The 26,977-nt window shown below is 46.5% G+C and carries 28 protein-coding genes, 2 pseudogenes and 1 riboswitch; of the genes and pseudogenes, 19 read left to right on the top strand and 11 right to left on the bottom strand.

The features are described from left to right. Positions 1-4 precede the first annotated feature (4 nt). The 8 genes from AUL54_RS08600 to AUL54_RS08565 all read left to right on the top strand — a co-directional run bounded on the left by AUL54_RS08600 (position 5) and on the right by AUL54_RS08565 (position 11,548). Positions 5-1,087 (top strand): hypothetical protein, encoded by a 1,083-nt coding sequence (locus tag AUL54_RS08600; protein ID WP_060963575.1) that lies wholly within the window; start codon positions 5-7, stop codon positions 1,085-1,087. After that, positions 1,068-1,916, top strand: coding sequence for a diguanylate cyclase domain-containing protein (locus AUL54_RS08595; RefSeq protein WP_060963574.1), 849 nt, complete (start codon positions 1,068-1,070; stop codon positions 1,914-1,916). The genes AUL54_RS08600 and AUL54_RS08595 overlap by 20 nt, the downstream gene beginning before the upstream one ends. Further along, positions 1,906-3,633, top strand: coding sequence for a DUF2334 domain-containing protein (locus AUL54_RS08590; protein ID WP_060963573.1), 1,728 nt, complete (start codon positions 1,906-1,908; stop codon positions 3,631-3,633). The genes AUL54_RS08595 and AUL54_RS08590 overlap by 11 nt, the downstream gene beginning before the upstream one ends. Beyond that, positions 3,626-4,888 carry a glycosyltransferase family 2 protein gene (locus AUL54_RS08585; RefSeq protein ID WP_016937212.1) on the top strand — a complete coding sequence of 421 codons (1,263 nt, stop codon included), beginning with the start codon at positions 3,626-3,628 and terminating at the stop codon, positions 4,886-4,888. Before AUL54_RS08590 ends, AUL54_RS08585 begins: the two co-directional genes overlap by 8 nt. 5 nt (positions 4,889-4,893) lie before the next feature. Then, entirely contained in the window at positions 4,894-7,011 is a 2,118-nt protein-coding gene (locus AUL54_RS08580; protein ID WP_060963572.1) for a cellulose biosynthesis cyclic di-GMP-binding regulatory protein BcsB, read from the top strand. A 133-nt stretch (positions 7,012-7,144) separates the two neighbouring features. Further along, positions 7,145-7,291: riboswitch (cyclic di-AMP (ydaO/yuaA leader) on the top strand. 156 nt (positions 7,292-7,447) lie between these two features. Then, positions 7,448-9,268: an APC family permease gene (locus AUL54_RS08575; protein ID WP_060963571.1), complete on the top strand. Its 1,821-nt coding sequence runs from the start codon at positions 7,448-7,450 to the stop codon at positions 9,266-9,268. A gap of 53 nt (positions 9,269-9,321) precedes the next feature. After that, the gene (locus AUL54_RS08570; protein WP_060963570.1) at positions 9,322-9,768 is read left to right on the top strand and encodes an NUDIX hydrolase; all 447 of its coding nucleotides are present in this window, start codon (positions 9,322-9,324) and stop codon (positions 9,766-9,768) included. 58 nt (positions 9,769-9,826) lie between these two features. Beyond that, a complete protein-coding gene (locus tag AUL54_RS08565) occupies positions 9,827-11,548 on the top strand; it encodes a pyruvate oxidase (protein WP_060963569.1) in 1,722 nt (573 codons plus the stop codon). 136 nt (positions 11,549-11,684) lie between these two features. Here the strand turns inward: AUL54_RS08565 and AUL54_RS08560 are convergent, their stop codons facing one another. Then, positions 11,685-12,122, bottom strand: coding sequence for a GNAT family N-acetyltransferase (locus AUL54_RS08560; protein WP_060963568.1), 438 nt, complete (start codon positions 12,120-12,122; stop codon positions 11,685-11,687). A gap of 281 nt (positions 12,123-12,403) precedes the next feature. Between AUL54_RS08560 and AUL54_RS08555 the strand changes: the two are divergent. The 3 genes and pseudogenes from AUL54_RS08555 to AUL54_RS21690 all read left to right on the top strand — a co-directional run. Further along, positions 12,404-12,641 (top strand): annotated as a pseudogene (locus AUL54_RS08555) (ArpU family phage packaging/lysis transcriptional regulator); the annotation flags it as partial. Positions 12,642-12,819: 178 nt separating this feature from the next. Further along, positions 12,820-12,981, top strand: a complete 162-nt coding sequence (locus AUL54_RS21170) for a hypothetical protein (RefSeq protein WP_101605584.1) — start codon at positions 12,820-12,822, stop codon at positions 12,979-12,981. A gap of 149 nt (positions 12,982-13,130) precedes the next feature. Next, a complete protein-coding gene (locus tag AUL54_RS21690) occupies positions 13,131-13,289 on the top strand; it encodes a hypothetical protein (RefSeq protein WP_235588407.1) in 159 nt (52 codons plus the stop codon). Positions 13,290-13,520: 231 nt separating this feature from the next. On the opposite strand, the gene AUL54_RS21880 is transcribed toward AUL54_RS21690, so the two are convergent. The 5 genes from AUL54_RS21880 to AUL54_RS08530 form a co-directional block, all read right to left on the bottom strand. Further along, positions 13,521-13,700 (bottom strand): hypothetical protein, encoded by a 180-nt coding sequence (locus AUL54_RS21880; protein ID WP_060963567.1) that lies wholly within the window; start codon positions 13,698-13,700, stop codon positions 13,521-13,523. 17 nt (positions 13,701-13,717) lie between these two features. Then, positions 13,718-14,275, bottom strand: a complete 558-nt coding sequence (locus AUL54_RS08545) for a hypothetical protein (RefSeq protein ID WP_060963566.1) — start codon at positions 14,273-14,275, stop codon at positions 13,718-13,720. A 72-nt stretch (positions 14,276-14,347) separates the two neighbouring features. Beyond that, positions 14,348-14,599, bottom strand: a complete 252-nt coding sequence (locus tag AUL54_RS08540) for a hypothetical protein (protein ID WP_235588406.1) — start codon at positions 14,597-14,599, stop codon at positions 14,348-14,350. Between the two features lie 551 nt (positions 14,600-15,150). Then, positions 15,151-15,417 (bottom strand): hypothetical protein, encoded by a 267-nt coding sequence (locus AUL54_RS08535; protein ID WP_029575267.1) that lies wholly within the window; start codon positions 15,415-15,417, stop codon positions 15,151-15,153. Between the two features lie 107 nt (positions 15,418-15,524). Then, the gene (locus tag AUL54_RS08530; protein ID WP_101605583.1) at positions 15,525-16,802 is read right to left on the bottom strand and encodes an Nramp family divalent metal transporter; all 1,278 of its coding nucleotides are present in this window, start codon (positions 16,800-16,802) and stop codon (positions 15,525-15,527) included. Between the two features lie 636 nt (positions 16,803-17,438). Between AUL54_RS08530 and AUL54_RS08520 the strand changes: the two genes are divergently transcribed. Further along, positions 17,439-17,792 (top strand): hypothetical protein, encoded by a 354-nt coding sequence (locus AUL54_RS08520; protein ID WP_060963563.1) that lies wholly within the window; start codon positions 17,439-17,441, stop codon positions 17,790-17,792. A 58-nt stretch (positions 17,793-17,850) separates the two neighbouring features. Here AUL54_RS08520 and AUL54_RS08515 read toward each other — a convergent pair. The 3 genes and pseudogenes from AUL54_RS08515 to AUL54_RS08505 form a co-directional block, all read right to left on the bottom strand. After that, a pseudogene (locus tag AUL54_RS08515) lies at positions 17,851-18,066 on the bottom strand (DUF2188 domain-containing protein); the annotation flags it as partial. A 57-nt stretch (positions 18,067-18,123) separates the two neighbouring features. Then, a complete protein-coding gene (locus tag AUL54_RS08510) occupies positions 18,124-18,531 on the bottom strand; it encodes a DUF5360 family protein (RefSeq protein WP_060963562.1) in 408 nt (135 codons plus the stop codon). Beyond that, entirely contained in the window at positions 18,528-18,893 is a 366-nt protein-coding gene (locus AUL54_RS08505; protein ID WP_060963561.1) for a DMT family transporter, read from the bottom strand. Before AUL54_RS08505 ends, AUL54_RS08510 begins: the two co-directional genes overlap by 4 nt. A 151-nt stretch (positions 18,894-19,044) precedes the next feature. On the opposite strand from AUL54_RS08505, the gene AUL54_RS08500 reads away from it, so the two are divergent. The 4 genes from AUL54_RS08500 to AUL54_RS08485 all read left to right on the top strand — a co-directional run bounded on the left by AUL54_RS08500 (position 19,045) and on the right by AUL54_RS08485 (position 21,151). Further along, positions 19,045-19,851 (top strand): EcsC family protein, encoded by an 807-nt coding sequence (locus AUL54_RS08500; RefSeq protein ID WP_060963560.1) that lies wholly within the window; start codon positions 19,045-19,047, stop codon positions 19,849-19,851. Between the two features lie 100 nt (positions 19,852-19,951). Continuing rightward, a complete protein-coding gene (gsiB, locus tag AUL54_RS08495; RefSeq protein ID WP_003156229.1) occupies positions 19,952-20,323 on the top strand; it encodes a glucose starvation-inducible protein GsiB in 372 nt (123 codons plus the stop codon). A 133-nt stretch (positions 20,324-20,456) separates the two neighbouring features. Continuing rightward, a complete protein-coding gene (locus AUL54_RS08490) occupies positions 20,457-20,798 on the top strand; it encodes a cupin domain-containing protein (RefSeq protein ID WP_045927189.1) in 342 nt (113 codons plus the stop codon). Beyond that, entirely contained in the window at positions 20,792-21,151 is a 360-nt protein-coding gene (locus AUL54_RS08485; RefSeq protein WP_060963559.1) for a YdbC family protein, read from the top strand. The genes AUL54_RS08490 and AUL54_RS08485 overlap by 7 nt, the downstream gene beginning before the upstream one ends. Before the next feature lie 36 nt (positions 21,152-21,187). On the opposite strand, the gene AUL54_RS08480 is transcribed toward AUL54_RS08485, so the two are convergent. After that, positions 21,188-22,009, bottom strand: a complete 822-nt coding sequence (locus AUL54_RS08480; protein ID WP_060963558.1) for a manganese catalase — start codon at positions 22,007-22,009, stop codon at positions 21,188-21,190. An 82-nt stretch (positions 22,010-22,091) separates the two neighbouring features. Beyond that, positions 22,092-23,144 carry a TRAP transporter substrate-binding protein gene (locus tag AUL54_RS08475; RefSeq protein ID WP_060963557.1) on the bottom strand — a complete coding sequence of 351 codons (1,053 nt, stop codon included), beginning with the start codon at positions 23,142-23,144 and terminating at the stop codon, positions 22,092-22,094. An 80-nt stretch (positions 23,145-23,224) separates the two neighbouring features. Here AUL54_RS08475 and AUL54_RS08470 point away from each other — a divergent pair, with 80 nt between their 5' ends. From AUL54_RS08470 to dctP, 3 genes are all read left to right on the top strand, one after another. Continuing rightward, positions 23,225-24,847 carry a two-component system sensor histidine kinase DctS gene (locus AUL54_RS08470; protein WP_060963556.1) on the top strand — a complete coding sequence of 541 codons (1,623 nt, stop codon included), beginning with the start codon at positions 23,225-23,227 and terminating at the stop codon, positions 24,845-24,847. Then, positions 24,822-25,493 carry a response regulator gene (locus AUL54_RS08465; protein WP_060963555.1) on the top strand — a complete coding sequence of 224 codons (672 nt, stop codon included), beginning with the start codon at positions 24,822-24,824 and terminating at the stop codon, positions 25,491-25,493. Before AUL54_RS08470 ends, AUL54_RS08465 begins: the two co-directional genes overlap by 26 nt. Before the next feature lie 109 nt (positions 25,494-25,602). After that, positions 25,603-26,859, top strand: a complete 1,257-nt coding sequence (dctP, locus tag AUL54_RS08460) for a C4-dicarboxylate transporter DctP (protein WP_012116859.1) — start codon at positions 25,603-25,605, stop codon at positions 26,857-26,859. Positions 26,860-26,977 lie beyond the last annotated feature (118 nt).

Here is a 26,977-nt window from a genome sequence, read left to right as displayed (position 1 = left end):
GTATGTGAAGCGATTCGGTTTTAGTCTGATGATCCTTTTGATTTCAATCGTGCTGACGGCGGGATGCGCGGAGGCCGGCACCGAAAAACAGACGGCTGCTGAACCGTCCGGACCGCTTCAGCCCGCAGAGCATTTTATTTATCATAAATTGATGAACGGGCGGGGGATGATCCGGACGAACATATCCGGTGAGCCGGAATATTTATCTGAGTCTCTCGGACTATGGATGGAATTTTTGCTCGGCAGGAAAGATGAACGGCAATTTCAAGCCCAATATCAGCTTCTTACCGATTCATTTTTGACGGACAACGGGCTCGTGTCGTGGAAAATTGCCGGGAATAAAGCGAGCGGCACCAATGCCTTGATTGACGATTTCAGAATCATGAACTGTCTGAATGAGGCCGGAACCCTGTGGGGAAACAGTGAATACGGGAAAACAGCGGTGCAGATCGGGAAGGCGCTGGAAAAATACAATATGAATGAAGGGTATTTTACGGATTATTACGATGCCGCTTCAAATGCCGCATCAAAGACCGTGACGTTGTCCTATGTCAGCCCCGGCGCCTTACAGATGCTCAGAGAACAGGGGATTATCGATGAGAAAACGGAAAAACGGAACCTTGATGTTCTTAATCTTGCGCCCCTGAAAAATGGTTTTCTGCCGAAATCGTTCAATACCGAAACTAAGGAATACAAATATGACAGCGAGGTCAATGTCATCGATCAGCTGTATGCCGCCGTGAATCTGAAGCGGGGCGATGACAAAGCCGCGCTGTCAAAGTGGATCATAGAAGAATGGAAGTCGCGCGGACAGCTGTACGGACGATACAGCGCAGACACGAAGGAGCCGGCGGTTCAATACGAATCACCGTCCGTTTACGCCCTGGCCGTTCTTTTTTTAGCAGAACAAAAAGCTGATCCGGCTGTCATCAAGCCGCTTTATGAAAGAATGACTTCATTTGAAACACTGGACACACTGAACCCTGATTACGGCGGCTATATGAGCGGGAGCGATACACATTCTTTCGATAACCTGCTGCCGCTTTTGGCTGAAAGGAAATTGTTTAATGAACATATCATTCAATGAATCACAAAAACTGTGCAGCTACACAGCAGTTATGTTAGCGCTGCTGTCTTTATTTATTTACTATGTGTCACAGCAATCCGCAGGGCTTCTGATAACCTGCATCACATTGCTTGTCGCGGGAGCCGGCTTATGGTTCGGGGCGATCTACGCGCTCGTCATCACCTTACTCGTCTTATTTGTTCTCGGCAGCCTGCTCCTGTGGTTTCAGACCGGGAGCTTTATGGCGTCTGCCGGTGCCGAAGGTCTGCAGATGCTGGCCGTTTGGGGGATTGCGCTGCTCGTTTTTTCCTACATATCAGGAAGAATACACGATTTGGCCAAGGAGCTTGAGCGCTCAGTGAAGCAGCTGCGGGAAGAGATCACGAGCTTTGTCGCCGTCGACAGGGTGACGGGCTTTGACAACCATCTCCGGATGAAGCTGGAACTGTCTGAGGAAATCAAGCGGGCGGAACGCTACGGCAATTCCTTTGTTTTTTTGCTGCTGCACATGCATTATTTCAAGGAGTTCAAATCCCTCTACGGAGAAAAAGAGACCGACCGCCTGCTGGCATTTATCAGCCGTCAAATCCGGTCAAGCGTGCGGGAAACAGATAAAAAATTCAGGCCGTCCGCCGAACGGTTCGGCATCGTGCTGACCCATACGCCTGAAGAAAACATGCCGGCCGTTCTGGCGAAGCTGAAAAAGGAATTGAATACATACCGGCTGCAAAACGGTAAATACGTCTCCATCACCTTCCGTGTATGTTACTTGGCGTACCGAAAGGATTTACAGACGGCCGAGCAATTTTTAAATGAACTGGAAAACGAGATGATGATGAATGAACTCTAAATGGATACGTCTCTTACTCTCGGCGCTCTTCATGATTTCGGCGGTCTATATTCCCTGTACGGCGGGAGCAATAGACAAAAAGGACGGCATTCTCATTATTTATACAAGCGCGGACGGCGAAGAAACCGCTGAAGTCAAAATGCTTGATTTGATCGCGGGCCATTTCTCATCCGCCGTGACCGTGAAAAGCGACGGAGATATCACAGCCGCCGACCTCAAAAAGAATCGGCGCGTCATCTATTACGGCGTCACGAAGAAAAAGCTCAGCAAACCATTTGTGTCGCTGATCGGCAGCATGCCGCAGCAGCTTATCAGCATCGGCTATAACGCCGGCCAGTTCAACCGATTTGCGGGGTTGTCCCTCACAGAAAAAGAAACGGTATACCGCATTTACAGTAAGAAAGAAAAAACAGACATGCCGCTTGAAAAAGGAATGTCCGTGCTCGGTGCAGCGGGAGTAAAAGGGGAGCCCCTTTATACATACCGGTCCGGTGACGGCAGCACCCGCCCTTTTATGTGGAAAACGGCGCGCTCTGACTATTATTTCGGTGTGACCAGTCTGTTAAATGATTCGTTTCTGACGGCGAAAGAACTGCGCAAGGCGTTTGGAGAATCAGAGGGCGGCACCCTCCTTTATTTGCGGCTTGAAGACATCAGCCCGATGTCCGATGAAACATTGCTTTACGAAGCGGGCGCTTACCTGCATAAACGACACATACCGTTTATTCTGGCGGTCATTCCCGTCTATCTCAATCCGGAAAACGGAGAAAAAGTATATCTGGCGGACAAGCCGAAAATGGTCAGCGTCCTGAAAAAACTTCAGCAAATGGGCGGCAGCATCATTATCCACGGCTATACGCACGCATACCGGTACAGCGAAACGGGAGAAGGCTTTGAATTTTGGGATGCCAAAACGGATCAGCCGATTACGTCAGAAAATGCGGACGATGCTCCGGTCAAACTTGAAAAGGAACAGGATTTTCCGAATGAAAAAGCGTACCGGGCGTATGTGAAGCCTTTCCGTGAAAAAGAAAAAATCTACACGAGAACGAAGCTGGAGCAGGCGATTGATGACCTGACAGAGCTCGGCCTTTATCCGCTGTCATTCGAAGCGCCGCACTATACGATGTCTGAAGAAGGGTACAAAATCGCATCTTCTTATTTCTCCAGCATTTTCGGGCAAGTGCAGCTCAGCGGCACGACGTGGAAAACCTCAGGCGCCCCTCCGTTCGTCTCAAAGCCGGCTATGCTGGACGGGATGACGCTGTACCCTGAAACCATCGGTTATGCCGATAACTCAAAAGAAAATCCGCTCGGGGATATGGAGGATCATATCTCGCAGATGATTGACTTCGGCGGCGGAGTGGCGGGAGGTTTCTACCATCCGTATCTCGGCATGAAATACCTCCCCGAGCTCGTCAATCAGATGGAAAGAATCCCCGGCGGAGAGTGGCTCGATCTGAAGAAAACGAAGCAGACGGTAACGTCGGACAGCGTCAGAATCAAAACGGACGGAGACGGAACCATTCATGTGGAAAACAAGATTCATCCGATAACATCCTTTTTCAATCACCACCAACAGACGCCTCTGGAAAAAGCGCTTTGGATTCTCTCCGGCGTGGTGTTATTGTTTATCATCATGTTCGCATGCTACGTCCTTTATTTGCGCGCCACATTAAAAAAACGAATCTTTAAGGAGAGAAGAACCCTTGAGTAACATTCTGTTTTTTATCTCATTAAGTTTAATATGGGTGATGCTTCTCTATCACATGTTTCTGATGCAGGGCGGATTCAGGCATTATATGACCTTCGAACAAAACATTCCGAAATGGCGCGCAAAGGCGGGGGAGCTCCCGAAGGTCAGCGTCCTGATTCCCGCGCATAATGAGGAAGTCGTCATCAGACAGACGCTGAAGGCGATGGTGAATCTGTATTATCCGAAAGACAGGCTTGAGATCATCGTCGTTAACGATAATTCCTCCGATCGGACGGGGGACATCGTCAATGAATTTTCCCGTCAGTATGATTTCATTAAAATGGTTGTCACAAAGCCCCCGAACGCCGGAAAAGGAAAATCCTCAGCGCTGAACTCAGGGTTTGCCGAATCGAACGGAGACGTGATCTGCGTATATGATGCGGACAATACGCCGGAAAAAATGGCGGTGTACTACCTGGTTCTCGGTCTGATGAATGATGAGAAAGCAGGAGCTGTTGTCGGGAAATTCCGTGTCATCAACGCGGCCAAAACGCTCCTGACGAAGTTTATTAATATAGAAACCATCTGCTTTCAATGGATGGCGCAAGGCGGCAGATGGAAATGGTTCAAAATCGCCACCATCCCGGGAACGAATTTCGCCATCAGGCGGAGCATTATCGAACGGCTCGGCGGCTGGGATGATAAGGCGCTGGCGGAGGATACAGAGCTGACGATCCGCGTCTATAATCTCGGGTACCATATCCGCTTTTTCCCGGCGGCTGTGACATGGGAGCAGGAGCCTGAGACTTGGAAGGTCTGGTGGCGCCAGCGGACAAGATGGGCGCGCGGCAATCAATACGTCGTTCTCAAGTTTTTATCCCAATTTTTTAAGCTGAAACGCAAGCGGATCATCTTCGATCTGTTTTATTTCTTTTTTACGTATTTTTTGTTTTTCTTCGGTGTGATCATGTCAAACACGATTTTTATTATCAATCTTTTTTACGACCTGCATCTGGCAGTCGGATTTTTGGCGATGATTTTATGGATACTGGCCTTTTTCCTGTTTATGACCGAGGTCATGATTACCTTAAGCATTGAAAAAACAGAAATGAACAAACAAAACTTCTTTATCGTATTTCTCATGTACTTCACATACTCCCAGGCTTGGATCGTGCTCGTCATCTGGTCATTATTCACAGAGATCAAGCACCGCTTGTTCAAGCAGGAAGTCAAGTGGTACAAAACGGAGCGATACAATCAAAATAAAAGCGGGTGACCTTTTTGAAAAAAGCGATCATATTGATAACCGGCCTATTGCTGCTGATATATAACGGGCAGACGGCCGCGGCCCAGGAACTGAAAACGGACGGTTCCGCCCTCAGAACAAGCGCCGACGCAAAAGAGCAGCAGGCGCTGACGGGCGATCTGATTACTCTTTACGGGGCGAAAGACAGCTCGGAATTGACTTATCAGATTCCTGCGGGAGCTTCGAATGCCAATCAGTCGCTTCTGATTGATTACGAGGCGTCAAACTTATTAATAGCTCCGTCTTCTTTAACGATTGTCATTGATAATGAACCCGTCAAATCCATAAAGCTTGACGGCAGCTCCAAGCGGAGAACAGTAAAGCTCAATCTCAGCAAAAGCCAAGCCGCCCAAGGCTATCACAACGTATCATTGCAATTTTACGGCGTATTAAAAGAGGGCGTCTGCGTCAGGCAGGATACGTCAGGGAACTGGATAAAGATTTATCCCGACAGCCGCCTTGTGCTTTCAGAAGCAAGCAAGTCAAAGGGAGCGGATCTGAGCCATTTCCCGTATCCGTTTGCCCAATCAGGCAATACGGGTGAAGAAACCGATATTATCCTTCCTGACAAACCGACCTCTGCGGAAGCTGAAGCCGCAGTCAAAACAGAAGGATTTCTGAAAACGGCTGACAGCAGGCTGAAAGTGTCGTACGTAAAAGAATCCGCCGCCGGCAAAATCAGCAATCCGTCAATTGTCATCGGCGCCGGGCAGCATTGGAACGGCAAAATAAAAGAGCTTTTCGATCGCGGGAATATCAAAGCAGAACACAACAAACTCCTTCTCGCTGAACGGGTGCTGACCGCCGGAGATAAACGGCAGCCCGTCCTGTTTGTCACGGCACAATCAGACAAAACACTGGCAGAAAAAATCTGCGTCATGACAGACAGCGCTTATTCAGGCCAGCTGAGCGGCGACTCACTGATGATCGGCCGTCTTCAGCCCGCTGCTGAAAAGACAGGCAATAAACTGACTTTAGACGATTTCGGCGCGGGAAATGTAACGGTCGGATCAAACAAAACGGCGTCAGAGCACTTCTTTTACCCTGCGGCGGCCGCTGTTGATAAAGACGGGAAGGTCAAGTTTTCGCTTACATTAAAGACGTCGGAATCGGTCCGGACGAAGGCGGATTCTGGTGATGACGCCGAGAGAGCGGAACTGAACGTCATGGTCAACGGACAGCCGAATGCGGTGCGTCTTGATGATCTCGGCAATAAGGATAAAGACGGCTTTTACCACGTCTCCATCCCGATCGATCCGAAGCTTTTGCGCAGCAGCAGATACATTGATCTGCAATTTGTCACCTCAGGCTTGAAACATAACAATCCGTGTATCGACCGTGACGAAAACAAATGGGTCTATATTGATAAAAGCAGCACGCTGACGTATCCGGTAAGCGTTGCGGCGCAAAAAGCGGATTTCGGGCAATGGCCGCTTCCGTTTGCGGGGAGCGTGAATAAGAAAACTGTGATCGTCATCCCGGATGACGTGACCATGCAGACACTTAAAGAGCTTTCTTTAGTGGCCGATTCATTCGGAAACGGCGCCCGGCAGTCATTTACCGTGAAGACGGCATCAGACATGGAGGAAGCGGACGCCAAAGGCCGGAATGTTGTGTTTATCGGAAGTCTGCCGCAAATTCCGCTTTTAAAGTCAAACGCATCTAAGCTTCTCGTGCCGTCAGACCGCAGCGGCGCTTACGATGTTTCGTCGTTTCAGATGCTGAATGAGACAACGAAACAAGTCGCGTTTACACAGAAATCACCTTGGGACTCAGACAGCAGTATTGCTGTTTTTGCTCCGTTATCAGGAAGCGGCGCGGCCGTCACAAAAGAGCTGATCAGCTTTTTAGACAGCACAAGCGATGCCGCAACCGTCGTCAACGAAACAGCCGGCCGGCAGCTGTTTTCAAACCATCAGCAAATCAAATCCGACGACAGCAGTCCATCGGCTGATCCGAAAAGCCGTTCCGCAGCACTGAACGTTACGTATATCGCTGTTTTCGCAGCGCTTATGATCATTGCGGCCGGCCTGATCTGGCTGACGGCAAGAAGGAAAAAAAGAAAAGCGGATAATGAAAAAAGTGAAGAGTAATGAAAGAAAAAGAGGCCGTTAACGGCCTCTTTTTTTGTATTTTTATTTCCATTTTTGGCGGTGATTTTTTTATTTTTGAAACAGCATAAAAGCCCCTTTACAACCGGACGGGACGGGAGTATGATCTCTTTTATAATCTATATCGCTTAATCTGTATCCAGAGCGGGGGAACCAATTTGCGGCGCGTCATGCCGCTTGGGGTGAATCCTTTTTCAGGTAGGGCCAACTCTCATAAGCCCGAATCCGACAGCTAACCTCGTAAGCGTTCATGAGAGGAGATGAATGAAACCTGTGCACGATTATGGCGCAGGGGCATCCGTTTGCCTCTGTGTCTTTTTGCTGTCCTGAAATAAGGCATGCAATCAGCATTCGGAGACATCATAGCAGTAAGGGCTTGTAAATCAAACGGAAAATGAAAAAAAGGGGAAGACAACAAATGTATCATTCAATCAAAAGATTTTTGATTGGGAAACCGCTGAAATCACAGGCTGCCGGAGAGCAGAAACTGACGAAACTCAAGGCGCTTGCCATGCTTTCTTCAGACGCGCTTTCATCAGTTGCTTACGGAACGGAACAGATTCTGATCATTTTGGCTGCGGTAAGCGCGGCCGCGTTTTGGTATTCCATTCCGATCGCAGCTGGCGTTCTTATTTTGCTGCTAGCTTTGATTCTGTCCTACAGACAGATTATTTACGCTTATCCGCAAGGCGGAGGCGCTTATATGGTTTCTAAAGAAAATCTTGGTGAGAAGCCCGGACTGATTGCGGGCGGCTCATTGCTTGTTGATTATATTCTGACGGTGGCGGTAAGCATTTCTGCCGGAACTGACGCTATTACATCGGCATTTCCGGCTTTGCACCCGCATCATTTGCTCATTGCTGTTTTGCTTGTGATTCTGATTATGATTTTAAATTTGAGAGGGCTGTCAGAGTCGGCGTCCATTTTGGCGTATCCCGTCTATCTGTTTGTGGCGGCGCTTGTCCTTTTGATCGTCGTCGGGCTGTTTAAGCTCATGACGGGCCAGGTTCATCCGGCCGAGCATACACCGATCGGCACGCCCGTAGCGGGCATCACGCTGTTTTTGCTGCTGAAGGCCTTTTCTTCAGGGTGTTCGGCGCTGACCGGTGTTGAAGCCATTTCAAACGCGATCCCGGCCTTTAAAAATCCTCCGGCGAAAAATGCGGCCCGCACTCTGGCCATGATGGGGATTCTGCTGGCGATCTTATTTACGGGGATTACGGTGCTGGCGTACGGCTACGGCACGGGTCCGAAGCCTAACGAGACCGTTATTTCGCAAATCGCCGCGGAAACCTTCGGACGCCATACGGTGTATTATTTCATTCAAGGCGTTACATCACTGATTCTCGTGCTTGCGGCGAATACGGGCTTTTCCGCATTTCCGCAGCTGGCGTTCAATTTAGCGCGCGATCAGTATATGCCGAGAATGTTTACGGTTCGCGGCGACCGATTAGGTTTTTCAAACGGAATTATTTTTCTCGGTATCGCGTCCATCATGCTTATTCTTTTATTCGGCGGCCGCACGGAACATCTCATTCCGCTTTATGCCGTCGGCGTGTTCATTCCATTTACGCTGTCCCAGACGGGAATGTGCATCAAGTGGATCAGGCAGAAGCCGAAGGGCTGGGCTGTAAAAATGCTGATCAACTCATGCGGCGCCGCCATTTCATTTATGGTGCTGTGCATTTTATTCGCGACAAAATTCAACCTTGTCTGGCCCGTGCTGTTATTCATGCCGGCTGTCGTCTTTTTGTTTTTCGTTATTAAAAATCACTACACCGCGGTCGGCGAACAGCTGCGGGTCGTTGATCAGCAGCCTGAGGAAATCAAGGGAACCGTCGTCATCGTGCCTGTCGCAGGTGTCACTACGGTCGTCCAAAAATCGATTCAGTATGCGAAATCATTATCGGATCAGGTCATTGCGGTTCATGTTTCCTTTGACAGGGAAAACGAAAAGAAGGTGGAAAAGTGCTGGGAAGAGCTTCATAACGGCGTCCGCCTCGTCACCCTGCATTCCTCATACCGCAGTCTGGTTCACCCGTTTGATAAGTTTTTAGAAACGGTCGAACAAAAAGCGAAAAAAGAACAGTTCTCCGTGATGGTGCTGTTTCCGCAATTCATCACAAAAAAACGCTGGCAGACCATCCTTCACAACCAATCAGCCTTCTTGCTCCGCGTCCGGCTGTTTTGGAAGAAGGACATAATCGTCGCCACACTGCCGTATCATTTTAAAAAGTAACGGTAAAGACCGCAGGCCATAGTGCCGCGGTCTTTTTTGTAAAGGAGGACGACATGGCTCAAGGCGCTTTTGTCATCATTCAAAATGACGGGCGGGACATATTGCTCGTAAAACGAAAAGACGTTCCCTTATGGGATTTGCCCGGCGGCGGGATCGCAGAAGGTGAAACACCTGAAGCCGCAGCCATCAGAGAGGCCTTCGAAGAAACCGGTTATAACGTGACCATCCTGCAAAAATCCGGTGAATATGAAAGACCTGCATTTGAAGATACACAGCACGTGTTCATCGGAGCCGTTACTGGTGGAACCCCGCTGATGAACGGGCCGGAAACCGCCGCATTACGCTGGTTTTCCCCAAACCGGCTGCCGCTGTTCATGGTGCCGAACAGGAAACGCCAAGTGAAAGACGGAATCAATGGTGCGGCAAATATGAAGGTAACGCTGAAAGACCGGCATCTGTTATCCATCCTTGATCTGCTGAGAAAAAAGTCAGGCAGATAGCCCCGTGTTTCAACCCGTTTTAAAAAGGGGATGAATACAGGTAAAAGGAGGATGCAGTATGCCAAGTAAAACAGCAGGACACGTAATGACAGAGCTGCTTGAACAATGGGGAGTCGGACATATATACGGCATTCCCGGAGACAGCATTAATGAATTTATCGAAGAACTGAGACATGAACGAAACAACCTGACATTCATCCAAACCAGGCACGAGGAAGTCGCAGCCCTGGCCGCCGCGGCTGAGGCAAAACTGACCGGGCAGATCGGTGTCTGCCTTTCAATCGCAGGGCCGGGAGCCGTTCATCTGCTGAACGGTTTGTACGACGCCAAAGCGGACGGTGTTCCGGTTTTGGCCATTGCGGGACAGGTTGCCTCAGATGAAATCGGCCGTGACAGTTTCCAGGAAATCAAATTAGAGCAAATGTTTGAGGACGTGGCGGTATTCAACCAGCAGGTACATACAGCAGAAGCGCTGCCCGATCTTCTGAACCAGGCGATCCGTACGGCTTACAGCAAAAAAGGCGTTGCCGTCTTAACCGTATCTGATGATTTATTTGCGCAAAAAATCAAACGGGAGCCGGTCTACACGTCGCCGATATATTTAAAAGCCGATATCGAGCCGAAAAAAGAACATCTCGTGACATGCGCGCAATATATTAACAACGCAAAAAAACCGGTCATTCTCGCCGGCCAAGGGTTAAAGTCAGCAAAAGAGGAGCTGCTCGCATTCGCCGATAAAGCGGCCGCTCCGATTGTCATTACTCTGCCGGCAAAAGGGGTCATACCTGACAGCCATCCCCATTTTCTCGGAAATCTCGGGCAAATCGGCACAAAGCCCGCCTACGAAGCGATGGAGGAATGCGATCTGCTGATCATGCTCGGCACATCGTTCCCATACAGGGATTATCTCCCGGAGGATACGCCTGCCATCCAGCTTGATTCGGATCCGGCCAAAATCGGCAAGCGCTATCCCGTCAATGCGGGAATCGTCAGTGATGCGGCTCTGGGCCTGAAAGAGCTGACGGATTACATTGAATATAAAGAAGACAGAAGATTTTTAGACGCCTGCACCGAGCACATGAAGCATTGGTGGAAGGAAATCGAAAAAGATGAAACCGAAGCGACTCATCCGCTCAAGCCCCAGCAGGTCATCGCCCGGCTCCAGGATGCGGCCGCAGAGGATGCCGTCCTGTCAGTGGATGTCGGAACGGTTACGGTATGGATGGCCCGCCATTTTAAAATGAAAAAGCAGGACTTTATCGTCTCAAGCTGGCTCGCCACGATGGGATGCGGGCTTCCGGGAGCGATTGCCGCGAGCCTTGCCGAACCTGAGCGGCAGTCCATCGCCATTTGCGGAGACGGCGGATTTTCAATGGTCATGCAGGATCTGCCGACGGCTGTTAAATATAAACTGCCGATTACAGTTGTCATTTTAAACAACGAAAATTTAGGCATGATTGAATATGAACAGCGAGTCAAAGGCAACATTGACTACGTCACCCAGCTGCAAAATGTGGATTATGCCGCTTTTGCAAAAAGCTGCGGGGCAAAAGGGATCAAAGTGACGAAACACGAAGAATTGGCTCCCGCTTTTCATGAAGCGCTCAACTCAAATGAACCGGTCGTCATTGACGCCGTCATCGGCGACGAGCCGCCGCTTCCGGGAAAAATCACTTACGGCCAAGCGAAAGGCTTCAGCAAATACATGCTGAAAAACTTCTTTGAAAACCAAAAAATCGAAATGCCGTCGCTCAAGAAAAGCTTGAAACGGCTGTTTTAAAAAGCGGCGCTTATAAAAAAAATAAACAGGCAGCATGCCTGTTTATTTTTTTGCCGTGCAGCTTGTTTGCATATAGGCTCTCCTATTTATTCAGATGAGCCGTATGATCATTTTTCTTCAAAAAGATTATCCCGGGTTAAATGGAATAGGTCAGCCAATTTCCAAGGGAGCCGCCCATCTTGTCATAGAACTTTTGTGCACGGTAATTATCAGTTGCTGTTATCCATGACATATGCGCATATCCGTTTTCTTTTGTAAATGCCTCACAACTTTTAAACAGTTCTTGGGCTGCTCCTGTGCCTCTTGCTTTTTCTGCCACGAATAAATCATTCATTATTGTTATTTTATCTGCTTTCGTCGTACTAAAACTAAAATACAATGTTGCAAAGCCAATAAGTTCCCCATCTTGTTCAGCAACGAATTGAATACCTCTGTCCTTTTCAAATAGCATTTCAATCAAACGATGTATATCTTCAATCGGTGGTTTAGGCCTTTGATAAAAATCCACGATATATAAATACATTAAATCGGTCAATTGGTTTACATCATAAGGTTCCGCGCTTCTGATGATCATATGTTTCCCTCCTCACTCTTTTTTTAATTTTTGTTATACAAAACTTACACAAATATTCCAAATAATGCAATGTTTTGAATTGGTTTTGAACCGGTTTGTTGTTTAAGAAAAAATAAGAAGGCGGAATCATTCTCATGAATCGCTTAACTCAAATGAGCCGGTCGTCATCGGCGACGAGCCGCCGATGACGGCATTCAGCATGAGGCTATGTATTTGATGCCCGCTCTATTACTTTAAGGAGGGAACAGATTGCAAGCAGTCAAACAATTGTCATTCATTCCGGAACTATCGGTCTGTTTCCGCAGTTACGAAAAAACACTGAAGGTCAAGCAGATGGATAGGGCGCTAGAGAACTGTCTTGACCAAGATGAGCGTAGCATTATTGAAAAGAAATATTTGTCCCCAAGAAACATAAAGGGTTTAGAAATTATGATTGAACTCGGTCTCAAAAGAGATAAGTTTTATCAGGTGAAAAGGCAGGCCATTTGCAATATCGCGACAGCGCTCGGAATAATCTGAGGGCTGTTTTTTAATCCGTTAAATTAAATTCAACTTTTAGAGTCTCAGCTGTGCGAGAAGGCTTTATAGTCAAGGCTTTTTTCACTGGTGTACTTGTTTGTTGCGCGATAAAATGGCAGTAGCTGAAAGGAGGGGTGCAAGTGATAAAAAGAAAAAAGGACTCAGAGGAGTTTAGATAATGGATGATAAGAAGAAAGAGGTTCAAAGAAAATATAGAGAAGAGATTAAGAAAAAGAAACAGCAAAAAGAAGATGATAAAAACTTCACAAGAGAAGCCTTTATTGTTGTGACGATCATCGTGCTGTTTATTTTTTTGAATTTCATGTTCAAAAGTTTTTAACAAAAAATCCCTGCCCCCCCTGCTTCAGTTCATTTTGATGAAGCATCCCTTCTTAAAGATAGGAAGTACATCATGAATAAGCAATTAGTCTCTGGGAAATTCATTCCTGAGTTCCGAACACTGACGGTGGCTTCTCAACAGCATCTTATATGGGTTGCTTAAAACAAAAAATTATTGACTTTATTTCCGGAGGTCTGCAAAAATTACTTGAAAAAATGTGGAAAGAAGCAGCTATTCCAATCTTAAAAATCGTCGGGAAAAATGCAGTTAGAGGTGGAGTTGTTGGTTTAGCCGCGACAGCATATTAAGCCAAGTGTTTGTTACAAAAGATAATTAATGAGAATTTTTGTCCCTCCGTAAATGCGGCGGATTTGCATTTACATTCGATAAAAGTATCGGCCGTATGATGAATGTTGCTCTTTTCATGACGAAGAGGGTTTTTTGTTTTTTAAGTCAATGTATGGTCTGGCTGCTGGCGGAATTTACAGACCGAAAATGAAAGCGAAGCTTGAAGGAATGTTAAAATAAAAAAACAGGCTCTATTTTGCCCGCTTTTCTTTAAAAATTTGATCCAAGATGAACATAAAGAGAGTGAATAAAAAGGACATTGTCATCATATCTATTAGAGATATATTTGAGGTTTCTTTTATTAGCAGCAGCCATACCACCTGCAAAACGAAAGAAATAGAAAAATAAGATATATATTTAATGCTCTTCATACCCATTTCCCCCTTTATTAGCCTAATTTCTCTTTTGCGATCTTATCCAAATGAGTAAAAAGGATATCCAAGCCCGAAAATAAGAAAGTTATGAACAATGAAAGAAGAATTTCTCCATCTTGAAATATAGCTATGTTCTCAATGATATGATTGGAAATGTATTTAATTGAGAAGTAAACAGCTGCCCATGCAAAAATGAATTCAAGGATATAGGCTAACCAAGCAGGTAGTTTAAAAACATGAGTCATTCCTTTTACAATTACCATTAGGATTAGCATATAAATGAAAGCTAAAATACTGACGACGACAGAAAATATGTATAAGTCTGAAAGTGAACCATATAGGATATATTCTCCGGAAAAATGATTTACAGTTATAGCTGCAAAATAAATAACTAGGCTGGGAACAGTTACAGCGAAGCACAGGGAGAATCCAACAAGCCCTATGAATGCTGCATGCGCTAAGTGATTGGGTGGTGTATCCACAATCTCCTTTTTTAATAGAATCATAAAAACAAGAGATGAAATAACAAGGCAGCATAAGAGAGTGAGCAAAACAGTAAAAAAGACAGTCATGTGAAATCTCCAATGAAAAAGTGCTATTAGAGTGAATCTAACAGCACTTTGCATGATCATTTATGAATCAGTTTAAAATGTTTTCATTGCTAAAGTTGTCAAATGAGCGAGGTTTTTAGCCTGGCTGTCAGAAAGTCCGGACTTTTTAAGTGAAAGATAAAGATTCTTTTCCACGTCAGTCCAGCTTAAGGCGACATACTCGTTCAGCATTTTCTTTAAAACCGGTTCTATGTGTTCATTGAAAACAGATTCAAGTTCATTTCTTATTTTCTTTCCTGCTAATTTTTCAACAAGATTAAATAATTTTGTTTTATTTTTCAGCACCTCTCTGATTGCATCTTTAACTGGTTTTGACACAGATGCATCGCTTTGTGCTTTTAGTCCGTAGGAAAATTGCGTATCAGTCTGATAAAAAAATGATTTGGTCGTTCCAGTGGCATTGGCAGTATTATTATGATTTTCTTTAGCTAAGGATGCGGGGACAAAAGAAGTAGTTACAAGGGCTAAAGATGCGGCAAACAGAATGCCTTTAGCTGTGTGTTTAATGGGAAATCCTCCTTTAGAAATGTAGTGTAGAGAGAAATGAAAGACTATGTATTTAGGCGGGACCTATATGATCCGCTTTGAACATTTTTCCCTCTCAGATACCATTCTATCAATAGGTATTTTTTGGGTAAATAGGATTTTTATACAGTATTTTTCTCATCATCCAAAATCTTCTTTAGCAGAATTCATTTTAGCTGCAGTTTCGTGAAATAGAACATGGGCTGGAGCCTATATAACACATGTACAGGCTGATTGATGCGGAACGACATGATCGGAGCGGTTTTATCATTTAGGGTTAATTTAAAAAAATAAACAGGCAGCATGCCTGTTTATTTTTTTTTGCGTGAAAGAGCGAAGAAAAACGGGAAGGCGGAACCGGCCAATAACGTACCGAATAAAAACATGCCCCCGATGAACACATGATAGTTCACTCCGCCGATCCAAAGCCCCGTGATTAAGGAAACGATGCTCAATGCGACCATCACAAAGCCGGGAATCAGGCGTTTCTTGCCCGTTGTCCGATAAGCAATAAGAGAACAGAAGATGCCGATGACAATCGGCACGATCCACAGATAAAAAAGGATAAATACTGACATAAGCAAAACTCCGATTTTTTCTTCTATCATACCAAAAACCCCCGGAAAAAGATACGAACGAGAGCCGGCGCCAAAAGAAAAAAACCGGCCCATATCGGCCGGTTTTTCTAACGGAAAGAATCGTAAATCACAAACAGATTAAGCGCGATCACCAAAACCGCAATCAGCCAGGCGAGAGCCGTCACCCATTTACGGTTCGTCAGGGCGCCCATCAGGCGTCTGTTGCCCGTAAACATAATCAGCGGCACGAGCGCAAAGGAGATGCCGAATGAAAGAACGACCTGGCTCCATACAAGCGCTTCTGTGGCGTTGACCCCTGAGATAATGATGACCATCGGCGGAATAATGGTAATGAAACGCCGCAAATAAAGCGGGATACGGTAACGGATGAATCCCTGCATGATAATGTCGCCTGACAATGTGCCGACAGAAGAGCTCGAAAGCCCCGCGGCCAGCAGCCCGATTCCGAAGAGAGCGGCTGATGCCGGCCCGATATAGTGGCCGAATTGCTGATAAGCCACGTCTAAATCTTCTACATACAGCCCGTTCTTGAAGAAAAGCGCCGCCGCTACAATCAGCATGCTTGCGTTAATCGCCCCTGCGATCACCATCGCGATGAGAATGTCAATCGTCTCGAATTTAAAAATCTTTTTCCGCTCGCTATCCGTTTTTCCGACGACACGGCGCTGTGTCAGTGCGGAATGTAAGTAAATGGCGTGCGGCATCACGGTTGCGCCGAGTATCCCTGTTGCCAGAAGCACACTGTCCATTCCGTCAATTTTCGGGATAAACAGCCCTTCGAGAACGGAAGCGGCGTCAGGCTTGGCGAAGAAGGTTTGCAGAGCGAAGGCGATCACCACCACAAACAGAAGTCCGGCAATGCCCGCTTCCAGCGCCCGGTAACCGCGGCGCTGCAGTTCTAAAATCGCGAATGAGCCGATCGCCGCGATAATGGCCGCTTCCATCATAGGTATGCCGAACAGCAGATTGAGCCCGAGGGCCGCTCCGATAAACTCAGCCAGATCAGTCGCCATAATCACCAATTCACCCTGTATCCACAACCCGGCGGATACCCATTTCGGATACCGGTCTCTGGCGATTTCCGGCAGGTTTTTACCCGTGGCGATGCCGAGCTTCGCGGAAAGGACTTGAATTAAAAAAGCCATCAAGTTTGAAAAGAGGATGACCCACAACAGCATATACCCGAATTTCGAACCAGCTGAGATATTCGTAGCGAAGTTTCCCGGATCAATGTAGGCAATCGCCGCGATAAATGCGGGACCTAAAAAAGGCAGAAGCCGCTTGAATCCCTTGCTTTTGCCGTCAAGTGCATCCTGAATGGCTTTTGCTTGCAATGATTGTGCTGAGATGTCTTTGCTCATTATGTCTCACCTAAATTCCGATAGATTTTTAGCTAAATAACAAAAAGTTTCCTAGATGCAAATTATTTTATCTACATCATAAATCCGCTATTATGAGATGTCAAGCTCTTTATGTTCAATAAACCAGTACATTTATGCCCTGTTTTATCTATGATATGTATCCCGCCTGAGAAAGGTCCGAAAATGAAAAAGACATCGTATTCGGAAAGAAACGATGCCGTTCTCAACGATGTTTCCGCACGGGTTCTCCATTTTAAAAAGGGGGAAGAGTACACTGTCCCATAAATCGTCAGAACTTTCCGTCCGCCAGCACAGATTTGAAAAAAAGACGGCACATTTCCTCCATTTTGCCGGGTAAATAGAATAATAATGTTTCTTTCCATTGGAGATAAAACCTTCCTGTACCATTCAAATGACATCCGGAAAAACCCCGGACGCTCTGAATAAATGTTTGAATCAACGATATATCAGTGATTCCAGTCCAATAAACCGCTGTTATTTATCGAAAACAAAGAAAGCGCTTTATCATTCAGGCAGAAAAGAAGTTGGAGCATTAGACTTATTTCAGTCTTCCGGGCGAAAACGTATAATAACCTCAGGAAAGCTTTCCAGACATATGATAAAAGAGGGGGAATTTTCTTGGTACGTCGTTTGTCGGTCTTTTCTTTCGCCATGATGTTTGTTGTTTCTTTATTCGCTTTTGGCGGCTCTGCATCAGCTGCAGCTTTTACACCTAAAGCTGAACCGGACGTTTCCATTTTAGCCAGCGGGGGCACAGTCGGTATTTACGGAGCTAATATGCGCTCATGCTCTAAGGTCAGCTGTTCAACAATTACAACATTCTCAAGCGGTAAAAAAATTACAGGTTCTTGGGTGACTGGAGAATATGTTCAGGGCCACTACACCAACTCTGATAAATGGCTGAAAGTCACCTATGCAGGAGCGACAGGCTACGTGTCAGTCACCACTCTTTCTTATTATTACGGTTTATAATCAGAAAACCCCGTTCTCTTTAGAGCGGGGTTTTTTCATGTATTCCGGATCAATTTCCGCGCTTCGTTTCATCATCGTGTTTCATCAGCTGATCGATTTCTTCCTTAGAGGCATTTTCTTTCCACTCTTTCGCCTGACTTGTCGCAATGGGAATGGCCCGTCCTTCTTCATAACCCTCATCCACCATCGCATTCGCGATTTCGATCGCTTTTTTCTTCACAGGTTCCTCGAGATTCTTCAATGATTGCGGATAATCCTTCATTGACCAAGGCATGTCTATCACTCCTTTATGAAAAGTGTTTCCCGCCTGAAGAAAAAGAAAACCGACTCATCAAAAAGAATGACAGCCATTTTTACGAGAGACCAGCAATTTCTGAATAAAATATAAAGGATAAAGAAGCAAGTACAGATTGAATGCCCACCACATAAGATCAAAATCACCGATAAATACCCAAAAGGCAATCGCCTGCAGGCCTGAACAAAAGGTCAGCACAAGTGATATTAATGCGAAAGGGCGCCATAACGCATGTTTCCGTTTATAAAGAAACAAGCTGTACAGCCCGGTTATCGATATGAAAATATCTAAGGGAAAGAATGACCAGTTCCAAGCCATGATCATGGCGTTATCATAATCTTTAAACACCATGTTTTTTGGAATCCACTCAAAAAAAGTAACAATCCAATAAATGATAAATCCAATATCTGTAATGAGGAAGAGAACCTTTAACCCTTTCATCATCTGTTTCTGTCCGTATGAACGCTGATGCCGTTTGATGACGTTTCACTTTCAGAAATAAAGTTTAAGGAAACGACACCGATGATGATCAGAAGAACAGAGACAGCTTTTATGACAGAGAACTGTTCATGGAAGAAAAAAATTCCGATCAAGGAAATCAGTACGATCCCCATTCCCGACCAGACCGCATACGCGATGGAGACACTTATATATTTCAAAGTCAAAGTAAGAAAACATAGGCTGCCGATATAAAACAATAATAATAAAATACTGGGGACAAGTTTTGTAAAACCATTTGATAATTTCATGCTGACCGTACCCATTACTTCAAAAATGATCGCTAAGCTCAAATAAATCCAATGCATTCAACATTCTCCTTCATTCGTATTATTCAAAATTATACAATATATAGAATTTAAAGAAAATTAAACAACGGGATGTTTTCCCCAGGTCGGGTAAGAAAACACCATAAAGGTATACTATGAACAAAGAATTCAGAAAGGACGTGCAGGACGGGTGACAGAAGAGCGGACAGACCTGGAAAGACAATTGAGAGACATTCAAAAATGGGAAAAGGCGCAGCAGAGGGTGATGTTCTGGCAAACATTCACCCGCTTGCCGTTTCAGCTTTTGGACAAGCTGACACCGCAATTTATTCAGCGGAAAATCGGACGCATACTCGATGAAACGGGAACGTTTATTCAGTCAGGCGGACAGTATCTCACATCAGAAAAGCGCATCATGAAAAAGTTTCAGAAACAGCTGCCGCACGGTACATGTCAAACGCTTCACGACATTCGCAATGCGCCGCTTGCCGTCATGGACGAAATCGCAGAAGCCATGGCGCGCGCAAGCGTAAAGGCCGCGACGGTACAGGGAGCCGCAACAGGAGTCGGCGGCGTGTTTACGCTTGCGGCAGACATCCCGGCGATGCTCGGTCTGTCTTTAAAGACACTGCAGGATATCGCGATTGCCTACGGCTTTGACCCGAAAGACAAAAAAGAGCGCGTGTTTATCGTCAAATTGCTTCAGCTGGTATCGAGTGACGTCATCGGAAAAAAAGCGATCCTGCAGGATTTACGGCAATATGATCAAAACGACCGCACCTATCAGCGCGTCGCCTCGCAGATACAGGGCTGGCGGGAAGTCGTTTACAGCTACCGCGATACGTTCGCCGCGAAAAAACTGCTGCAAATGGTTCCGGCCGCAGGCATCATCTTCGGCGCATCCGCCAACCGTTCAGCTTTAGAAAGCATCGCGGAAACAGGCATCATGCTTTATAAAAAGCGCCGGATTCTAAGCCGCCTGAAGGATGCAGAATGATAAAAAACCACCCGAAAACACATTCATTGTGTTTTCTTTGTTTAGCAGTTCTGAAATCGGGAAACCAACAACCAACACCAATTAAAGGAGGAATTCAAAAATGGCACAAGATAATAACAAAATGAGCAGAGAAGAAGCAGGTAAAAAAGGCGGAGAAGCTACAAGCAACAACCATGACAAAGAATTCTATCAGGAAATTGGTCAAAAAGGCGGAGAAGCTACAAGCAAAAATCACGACAAAGAATTCTATCAGGAAATCGGTGAAAAAGGCGGAGAAGCCACAAGCAAAAACCACGACAAAGAATTCTATCAGGAAATCGGTGAAAAAGGCGGAGAAGCCACAAGCAATAACCATGACAAGGAATTCTATCAGGAAATCGGCCAAAAAGGCGGAGAAGCTACAAGCAAAAATCATGACAAAGAGTTTTATAAAGAAATCGGCCAAAAAGGCGGAAACAGACGAAGCAGCTAATAAAAGCATAAAAGGCAGACAACCTGCAGATCAAAAGCGATCCGGCGCATCAGCTGGATCGCTTTTGGTTTTGGGAAAATCTTGATCTGGGCCGGCGTTGCGGTACAATAAATGAAAAAAGGAGTTTTCCCTCGTGTCTGAAATGCAACATTTACTCGCCATCGCCAATAAAGTCAAAGAAAAACACGACAATTTTTCAATCGCGGAGATCAATGACCACTGTGTGCGCCTTGCAGTGTTTACGGGAGAATATGACTGGCACCATCACCCTGACTCAGATGAATGGTTCATTGTTCTTGAAGGTGAGCTGCTGATCGATTTTAAGGACAAAGAAACCGCAGTGCTCAAAGCAAATGACAGCCTGCTCATCCCGAAAGGCACGATTCACCGTACACGCTCTTACGTCAGAACCGTGAATCTTTGTGTCGAGCATACGCATGCGAAAACAGTCATCACAGAGGAACTGCCGTGCTGATCAAAAAGATTGTATGTGAAACAGACGCTGCAAACGCTGAAGCATTTTCGCAAGCACAGTCACGGTGGGGAGCATTATCACGTGTAAATGGCTTCGTCAAACAGGCCGGCGGCTGGCGGAAAAACGCAGACGGCCTGTTCATCGCAGAGATCATCAGCGTTTGGGAGAACAGACAGGCCTATGATCATTTTATGGAGAACGAACATGACCGCATATACGAAGAAAACGAGCAGAAGGCTGCGATTCTATCAATAGAAGTGATGCTGTACGAAGAGGATGAACCTTTCATTCACGAGCTGTTACATCACCCGGACATCCGATACGAACCGGATTGGATAGTTGTGCGCACATAAAAAAGCCCCTTTAGAAAGCCCCTTTAGAGGGCTTTTTTATTTTCGTCCGGGAAGCGTGTTGTGGACATAAGGCGGGACGGGAGCCAGCTTTGCTATTTCGCCGTGCGCTTTCGGTTCCTTTTCGTATTCAAAAGGTTCGCCGTCCGGCGCTGTTTCTTTCAGCCAACTTTGTTCATCGCTTTCTGCTCCATCTGAGAAATGGATAAGTTTATGCGAGAATGACTGCTTTTCCAGCGCCTTAGGGAAAGTGGAAGGAACGATCGGGCCTTCCTGTTCTTCTAATTCTTTAATGGCCGCAAGCCATTGGTTTTGATGTATGGTATCGCGGGCCAATAAAAAGCTGAGCATATCTTTCACGCCTTTATCATCGGTCATTTCATACAGGCGTGCGACTTGAAGCCTTCCTTGTGATTCGGCGTTCAGATTGGCGCGGAAGTCTGCCAGAAGGTTTCCGCTTGCGACGATATAGCCTGCGCTCCACGGAACGCCCGTGCTGCTCTCCGGCATTGCGCCGAGTCCTGACACAATTGCATGATGCGGATTCATGCCGCCTAAAATGGACCCGATGACCGGATCATCAGCCGCTTTTTCCTGCTTTGCCAGCGGGGCGTCTTCTAACAGTCTCGCAATCATCGTCGCGATCATTTCGACATGGCCGATTTCTTCCGTCGCGGTATCCATCAGAAGATCCTTATATTTTTCATTGCCCCGTGTATTCCATCCTTGAAACAAATATTGCATGGCGACGGATATTTCCCCGTATTGTCCCCCTAAAATTTCCTGCATCTTTTTTGCGAACAGCGGGTCAGGACGATCCGGTTTAGCCGGATGCTGCAGTTTTTTCGTATGTGTAAACATGTCTCCATCTCCTTTTTTATTTGTCCCTATTTACTTCCCCATCAGGAAAAGGGATGAAACGGAGATGGGCGTATTGGTCCTGCTAAGGATCGCGCCGCAAAGATAACAAATCTTGCACAAGCCCGCGGCCGATCACCTGCTCATATTGTCCGTAAACCGGATCGAGGCGCTTCATCCATTTTTTCTTTTCCGCTTTCGTCAGCACGTGAATATTGATGGATGAATTCTTCTTGATTTCTTCAAGCTGGTCTTTATTCATTTTCTCAGCGGAGGCTTCGTTCCATTCCGTTGTTTCTTTCATCGCCTCCGTTAAGATGGTGCGCGTTTTTTCCGTCTGTGAATTCCAGAAATGTTCGTCGGTCATCACGGCATAACCGAGGTATCCGTGATTGCTGATTGTCAAATAATCTTGAACATTATAAAATTTTTTAGAATAGATATTTGAAATCGTATTTTCCTCTCCGTCTACGAGATGGCTTTCCAAGAGCTGAAACGTGGAATTAAAGGAATCCTGGCGCGGGTGCGCGCCGAGCAGGCGGAATTGGTCTTCAATCACGCTGCTCGGCATGATCCTGAGCGCCTGTCCTTTCAAGTCATCCGGAGTGAAGATCGGCCCTTTATTTGACGTGAGCTGCTTAAATCCGTTCGTCCAGTACGCCAGGCCTTTCAAATGATGCTTTTCTAAAGAAGCGAACAGGCGAGTCCCGATTTTGCCGTTTAGGCCTTCCTGTACGGCTTTATAGTTTGAAAACGCGTACGGCAGATCCAAAACACCCCATTCGGGCGACAGTGATCCGAGCTTTGAGGTGGAGGGAGCGATGAATTGCACGTCCCCGTTTTGGAGGGCGTTTATTTCTTCATTATCTGAATAGAGGCTTCCGTTTGGAAACACCTCTACTTTAATGGTCCCGCCTGACTTTTGATAGACCAGATCGGCGAATTTATTCGCCGCCCGCCCTTTAGGCGTGTTTTCAGCAACGACATGGCTGAATTTGAACACCATTTGATCTTTCAGGCCTTCCTGTTCGTCATCATAATACGGTTCATCCGTTGGGAAACGATCATGAAAGCCGATGAATAAAGCGGTTCCGATACCGAGTACCATCAGGCTGAGACACGTCAGCAAGCTTTTCATCGAAAACCCCCTCCGCCATTTTCTATAACAAGCATAATCGGGCGGGCCGTTTTCGTAAAGAGACGGAAAGGAAGAGGCCAATGACGAAAAAAAAGCTCACCATCCGCTGGAAAATCACCATACTTTCTTATATCGTCGTGCTTTTTACCTTTTTGATCGTCGGCATCGTGCTGATCGGAAATATTCAGCATACAGAGGAGCGCGAGCTGAAAAAACGGCTGATGAATACGGCGCGTACGGTATCTGAGATGACCGATGTCAAACGCGCCCTGGAGCAGAAAAAGCAGAGGGAAGACGTGCGCCATGCGGTCGAAGAAATAAGGATCATCAATGAAGCGGACTACATCGTCGTCATGGATATGGACCATATCCGTTATTCACATCCCGTCAGCACGATGATCGGAAAGCGTTCAAGGGGTGAAGACGAAGCCGCGGCGTTTGCCGAGCACATTTATTTTTCCGAAGCAAAGGGAGAAATCGGCACTGCCGTCCGCGCTTTTTATCCGATAAAAGACCGGGATCTGAATCAGATCGGTGTCGTCCTTGCCGGTCAAACGCTGCCCGGTTTTGGTGAAATCCTTCTTCAGCTGAAACATGACATTCTCTTTATCGTTCTGCTGGCGCTCGGTTTCGGACTGACCGGTTCTTTTTTGCTGGCACGCCACATCAAAAAACAGATGTTTTGGCTGGAGCCTCATGAGATCGTAAGAATGTATGAAGAACGGACCGCTACGTTTCACTCAATGAATGAAGGTGTCATCGCCATTGATAACCAGCACCACATCACCATTTTTAATGAAAAAGCGAAGCAGATATTCAATGTCAGACAAGAGACCGATGGCAGGCTGATCTGGGACGTGTTAAAAGATTCGCGGCTCCCGGAGATCGTCGAGCGGAACCGGGCTGTATATAACGAAGAAATCCAAGTCAGCGGAAAGGTCATCATGAGCAGCAGAATTCCGATCGTCATGAAAAAGAAGGTCATCGGCGCCGTCGCCATATTCCAGGACAGGACGGAAGCGGCGAAAATGGCTGAAGAACTGACAGGCGTGAAAAATTTTGTCGATGCGCTCAGAGTCCAAAACCATGAACACATGAACAAGCTTCACACCATCGCGGGACTGATTCAGCTCGGAAAATCAGAAAAAGCGCTCCAGCTTGCTTTCAAGGCATCATCAGAACAAGAAAGCGTCACGGAATTCCTTCATCAGGCCATTCAGAATGACGCCGCGGCGGGGCTTCTGTTAAGCAAAATCAAAAGAGGCAAAGAGCTCGGCATTTCTGTGAAAATTGATGAAAACAGCAGCTTTTCACAATTTCCGGTGCATGTGGACCAGCATGACATCGTCGTCCTGCTCGGCAATTTAATCGAAAACGCGTTCGGCGCATTCGAAACAGCCGACACGGAGGACAAACACATTGACATCAGTATCGAGCAAAATGAAGAAGTGCTTGCTATATTAATAGAAGACAATGGAAGCGGGATTTCCGATCAGCATATCCCGCACATTTATGAAAAGGGGTTTACCGTCAATAAAACGGGAGGCACGGGATACGGCTTGTACCTCGTCAAACAGATCGTCGACAAAGGGATGGGCATCATTGAAGTCGACACACGGCAGGGACAGGGAACGGCATTTTCTATTTTATTTCCAATGAAGGGGGAGGAATCGATAGATGGACATCAAGGTGCTGCTTATTGAAGATGATCCGATGGTGCAGGAGGTGAATAAAGAATTTATCACCGGCGTTTCAGGGTTCAGCGTCATCGCCACGGCGGCTGACGGAGACGAGGGAATCAGGCTTATAAAAAATCTTCGGCCCGAACTCGTGGTATTAGACGTGTACATGCCGAAAAAAGACGGAATTAAAACGCTTCAGGAAATCAGAAAACAAAAGCTCGAAGTGGACGTCATCATCGTCTCGGCTGCAAAAGACAAAGAAACGATCCAGCTTATGCTGCAAAACGGCGCGGCCGACTATATTTTGAAGCCGTTTAAGCTGGAGCGGATGAGACAGGCGCTCGAAAACTTTAAACAATATAAACGGAAAATGGAACAGCATGACACCATGTCGCAAGACCAGCTTGACGCGCTGCTTAAAATTCCGCAAAATCCGTCCCGGGATCTGCCGAAGGGGTTAAATCATTTTACGATGAATGAAATTATAACCTATATGAAACGGCAGACGGAGCCGCTTTCAGCTGAAGAAGCCGCCAAAGCGCTCGGAATCGCCAGAGTGACGGCACGGCGCTATCTTGATTTTCTTGAGAAAGACGGTCAGATTAAGCTCGACATTCAGTACGGGGGAGTGGGCCGGCCGGTTAACCGCTATAAATTCGTCCGTTAGCCGAGACCAAAAAGACCAAAATGTCCGTTATGATCATAAGCTTCCCCTCTTTGTTTGAAAACGCTATCATTTCAGCATAGACACAGCAAGAGGCAAGGGGGGAGCAGGGATGAAAATATTCAAAAATCTCACGGTGCAAGTCATCACAGCGGTCATCATCGGCGTCATCGTCGGACTTGTATGGCCTGAGGCCGGGAAACAGATGAAACCACTCGGCGATACATTTATCAATGCGGTAAAAATGATAATCGCACCGATCATATTCCTGACGATCGTGCTTGGCATTGCCAAGATGGGAGATATGAAAAAAGTCGGCAAAGTCGGGGGAAAAGCATTTATTTATTTTGAAGTCGTGACCACCATCGCCCTTATTATCGGACTTCTGGTCGTCAATATCATGAAACCCGGTGAGGGGCTTGATTACAGCAAGCTTGAAAAAGGGGATGTCTCTCAGTACACGCAAAACGGGGGACAGGGAATTGATTGGATTGAATTTATCACTCACATCGTTCCGTCAAATATGGTTGACGCTTTTGCGAAAGGTGACATTCTTCAGGTCTTATTCTTTTCTGTTTTATTCGGAGTCGGCTTGGCAGCGCTCGGTGAAAGAGGCAAAAGCATTATTGATTTCTTCGATAAACTGTCGCACGTCTTTTTCAAGATCATCGGCTACATCATGCGTGCGGCGCCGATCGGCGCATTTGGGGCCATGGCCTATACGATCGGGCACTTCGGACTTGATTCCATCAAGCCGCTGGCGAGTCTGATGCTGTCTGTATACGTTACAATGTTCCTGTTTGTATTTGTCGCTTTGAATATCATTTGCAAGCTTTTCGGTTTCAGTTTGTGGAACTATCTCCGGTTTATTAAAGATGAACTGCTCATCGTTCTCGGCACAAGCTCTTCTGAGTCCGTCCTGCCGCGGATGATGGATAAAATGGAGCGCTACGGCTGCTCCAAATCGGTTGTCGGTCTTGTGATTCCGACGGGGTATTCCTTTAATCTGGACGGCACCTCGATTTACCTTTCCATGGCAACGGTTTTTCTGGCGCAGGTGTTCGGCGTTGACCTTACCATCGGTCAGCAGGTTACAATCATTCTCGTGTTAATGCTGACATCAAAAGGCGCGGCGGGCGTAACCGGAAGCGGATTTATCGTGCTCGCCTCCACTTTGTCGGCGCTCCAGGTGATCCCGCTGGAGGGGCTTGCGCTGCTCCTCGGTGTTGACCGCTTTATGAGTGAAGGAAGGGCGATCGTCAATCTGATCGGAAACGGAATCGCCACGATCATCGTAGCCAAGAGCGAAAATGAGTTTGACGAAGCAAAAAGCACACAGGCCGTAAAAGAAATGAAAACGGCGGTATAAAATGGGAGAACGGCATGCATCCGGCATGCCGTTCTTTTTTTTCGTCTGCTATGAGTAAAAAAGATAAATTTGTTTAATTTTATTAGGAGGTGGACAAAGACCTTAGCGTCATTTTGTT

It is taken from the genome of Bacillus sp. SDLI1, from assembly GCF_001553895.1.
GTDB lineage: Bacteria > Bacillota > Bacilli > Bacillales > Bacillaceae > Bacillus > Bacillus siamensis.
This window is presented reverse-complemented; position numbering and strand designations above follow the sequence as displayed.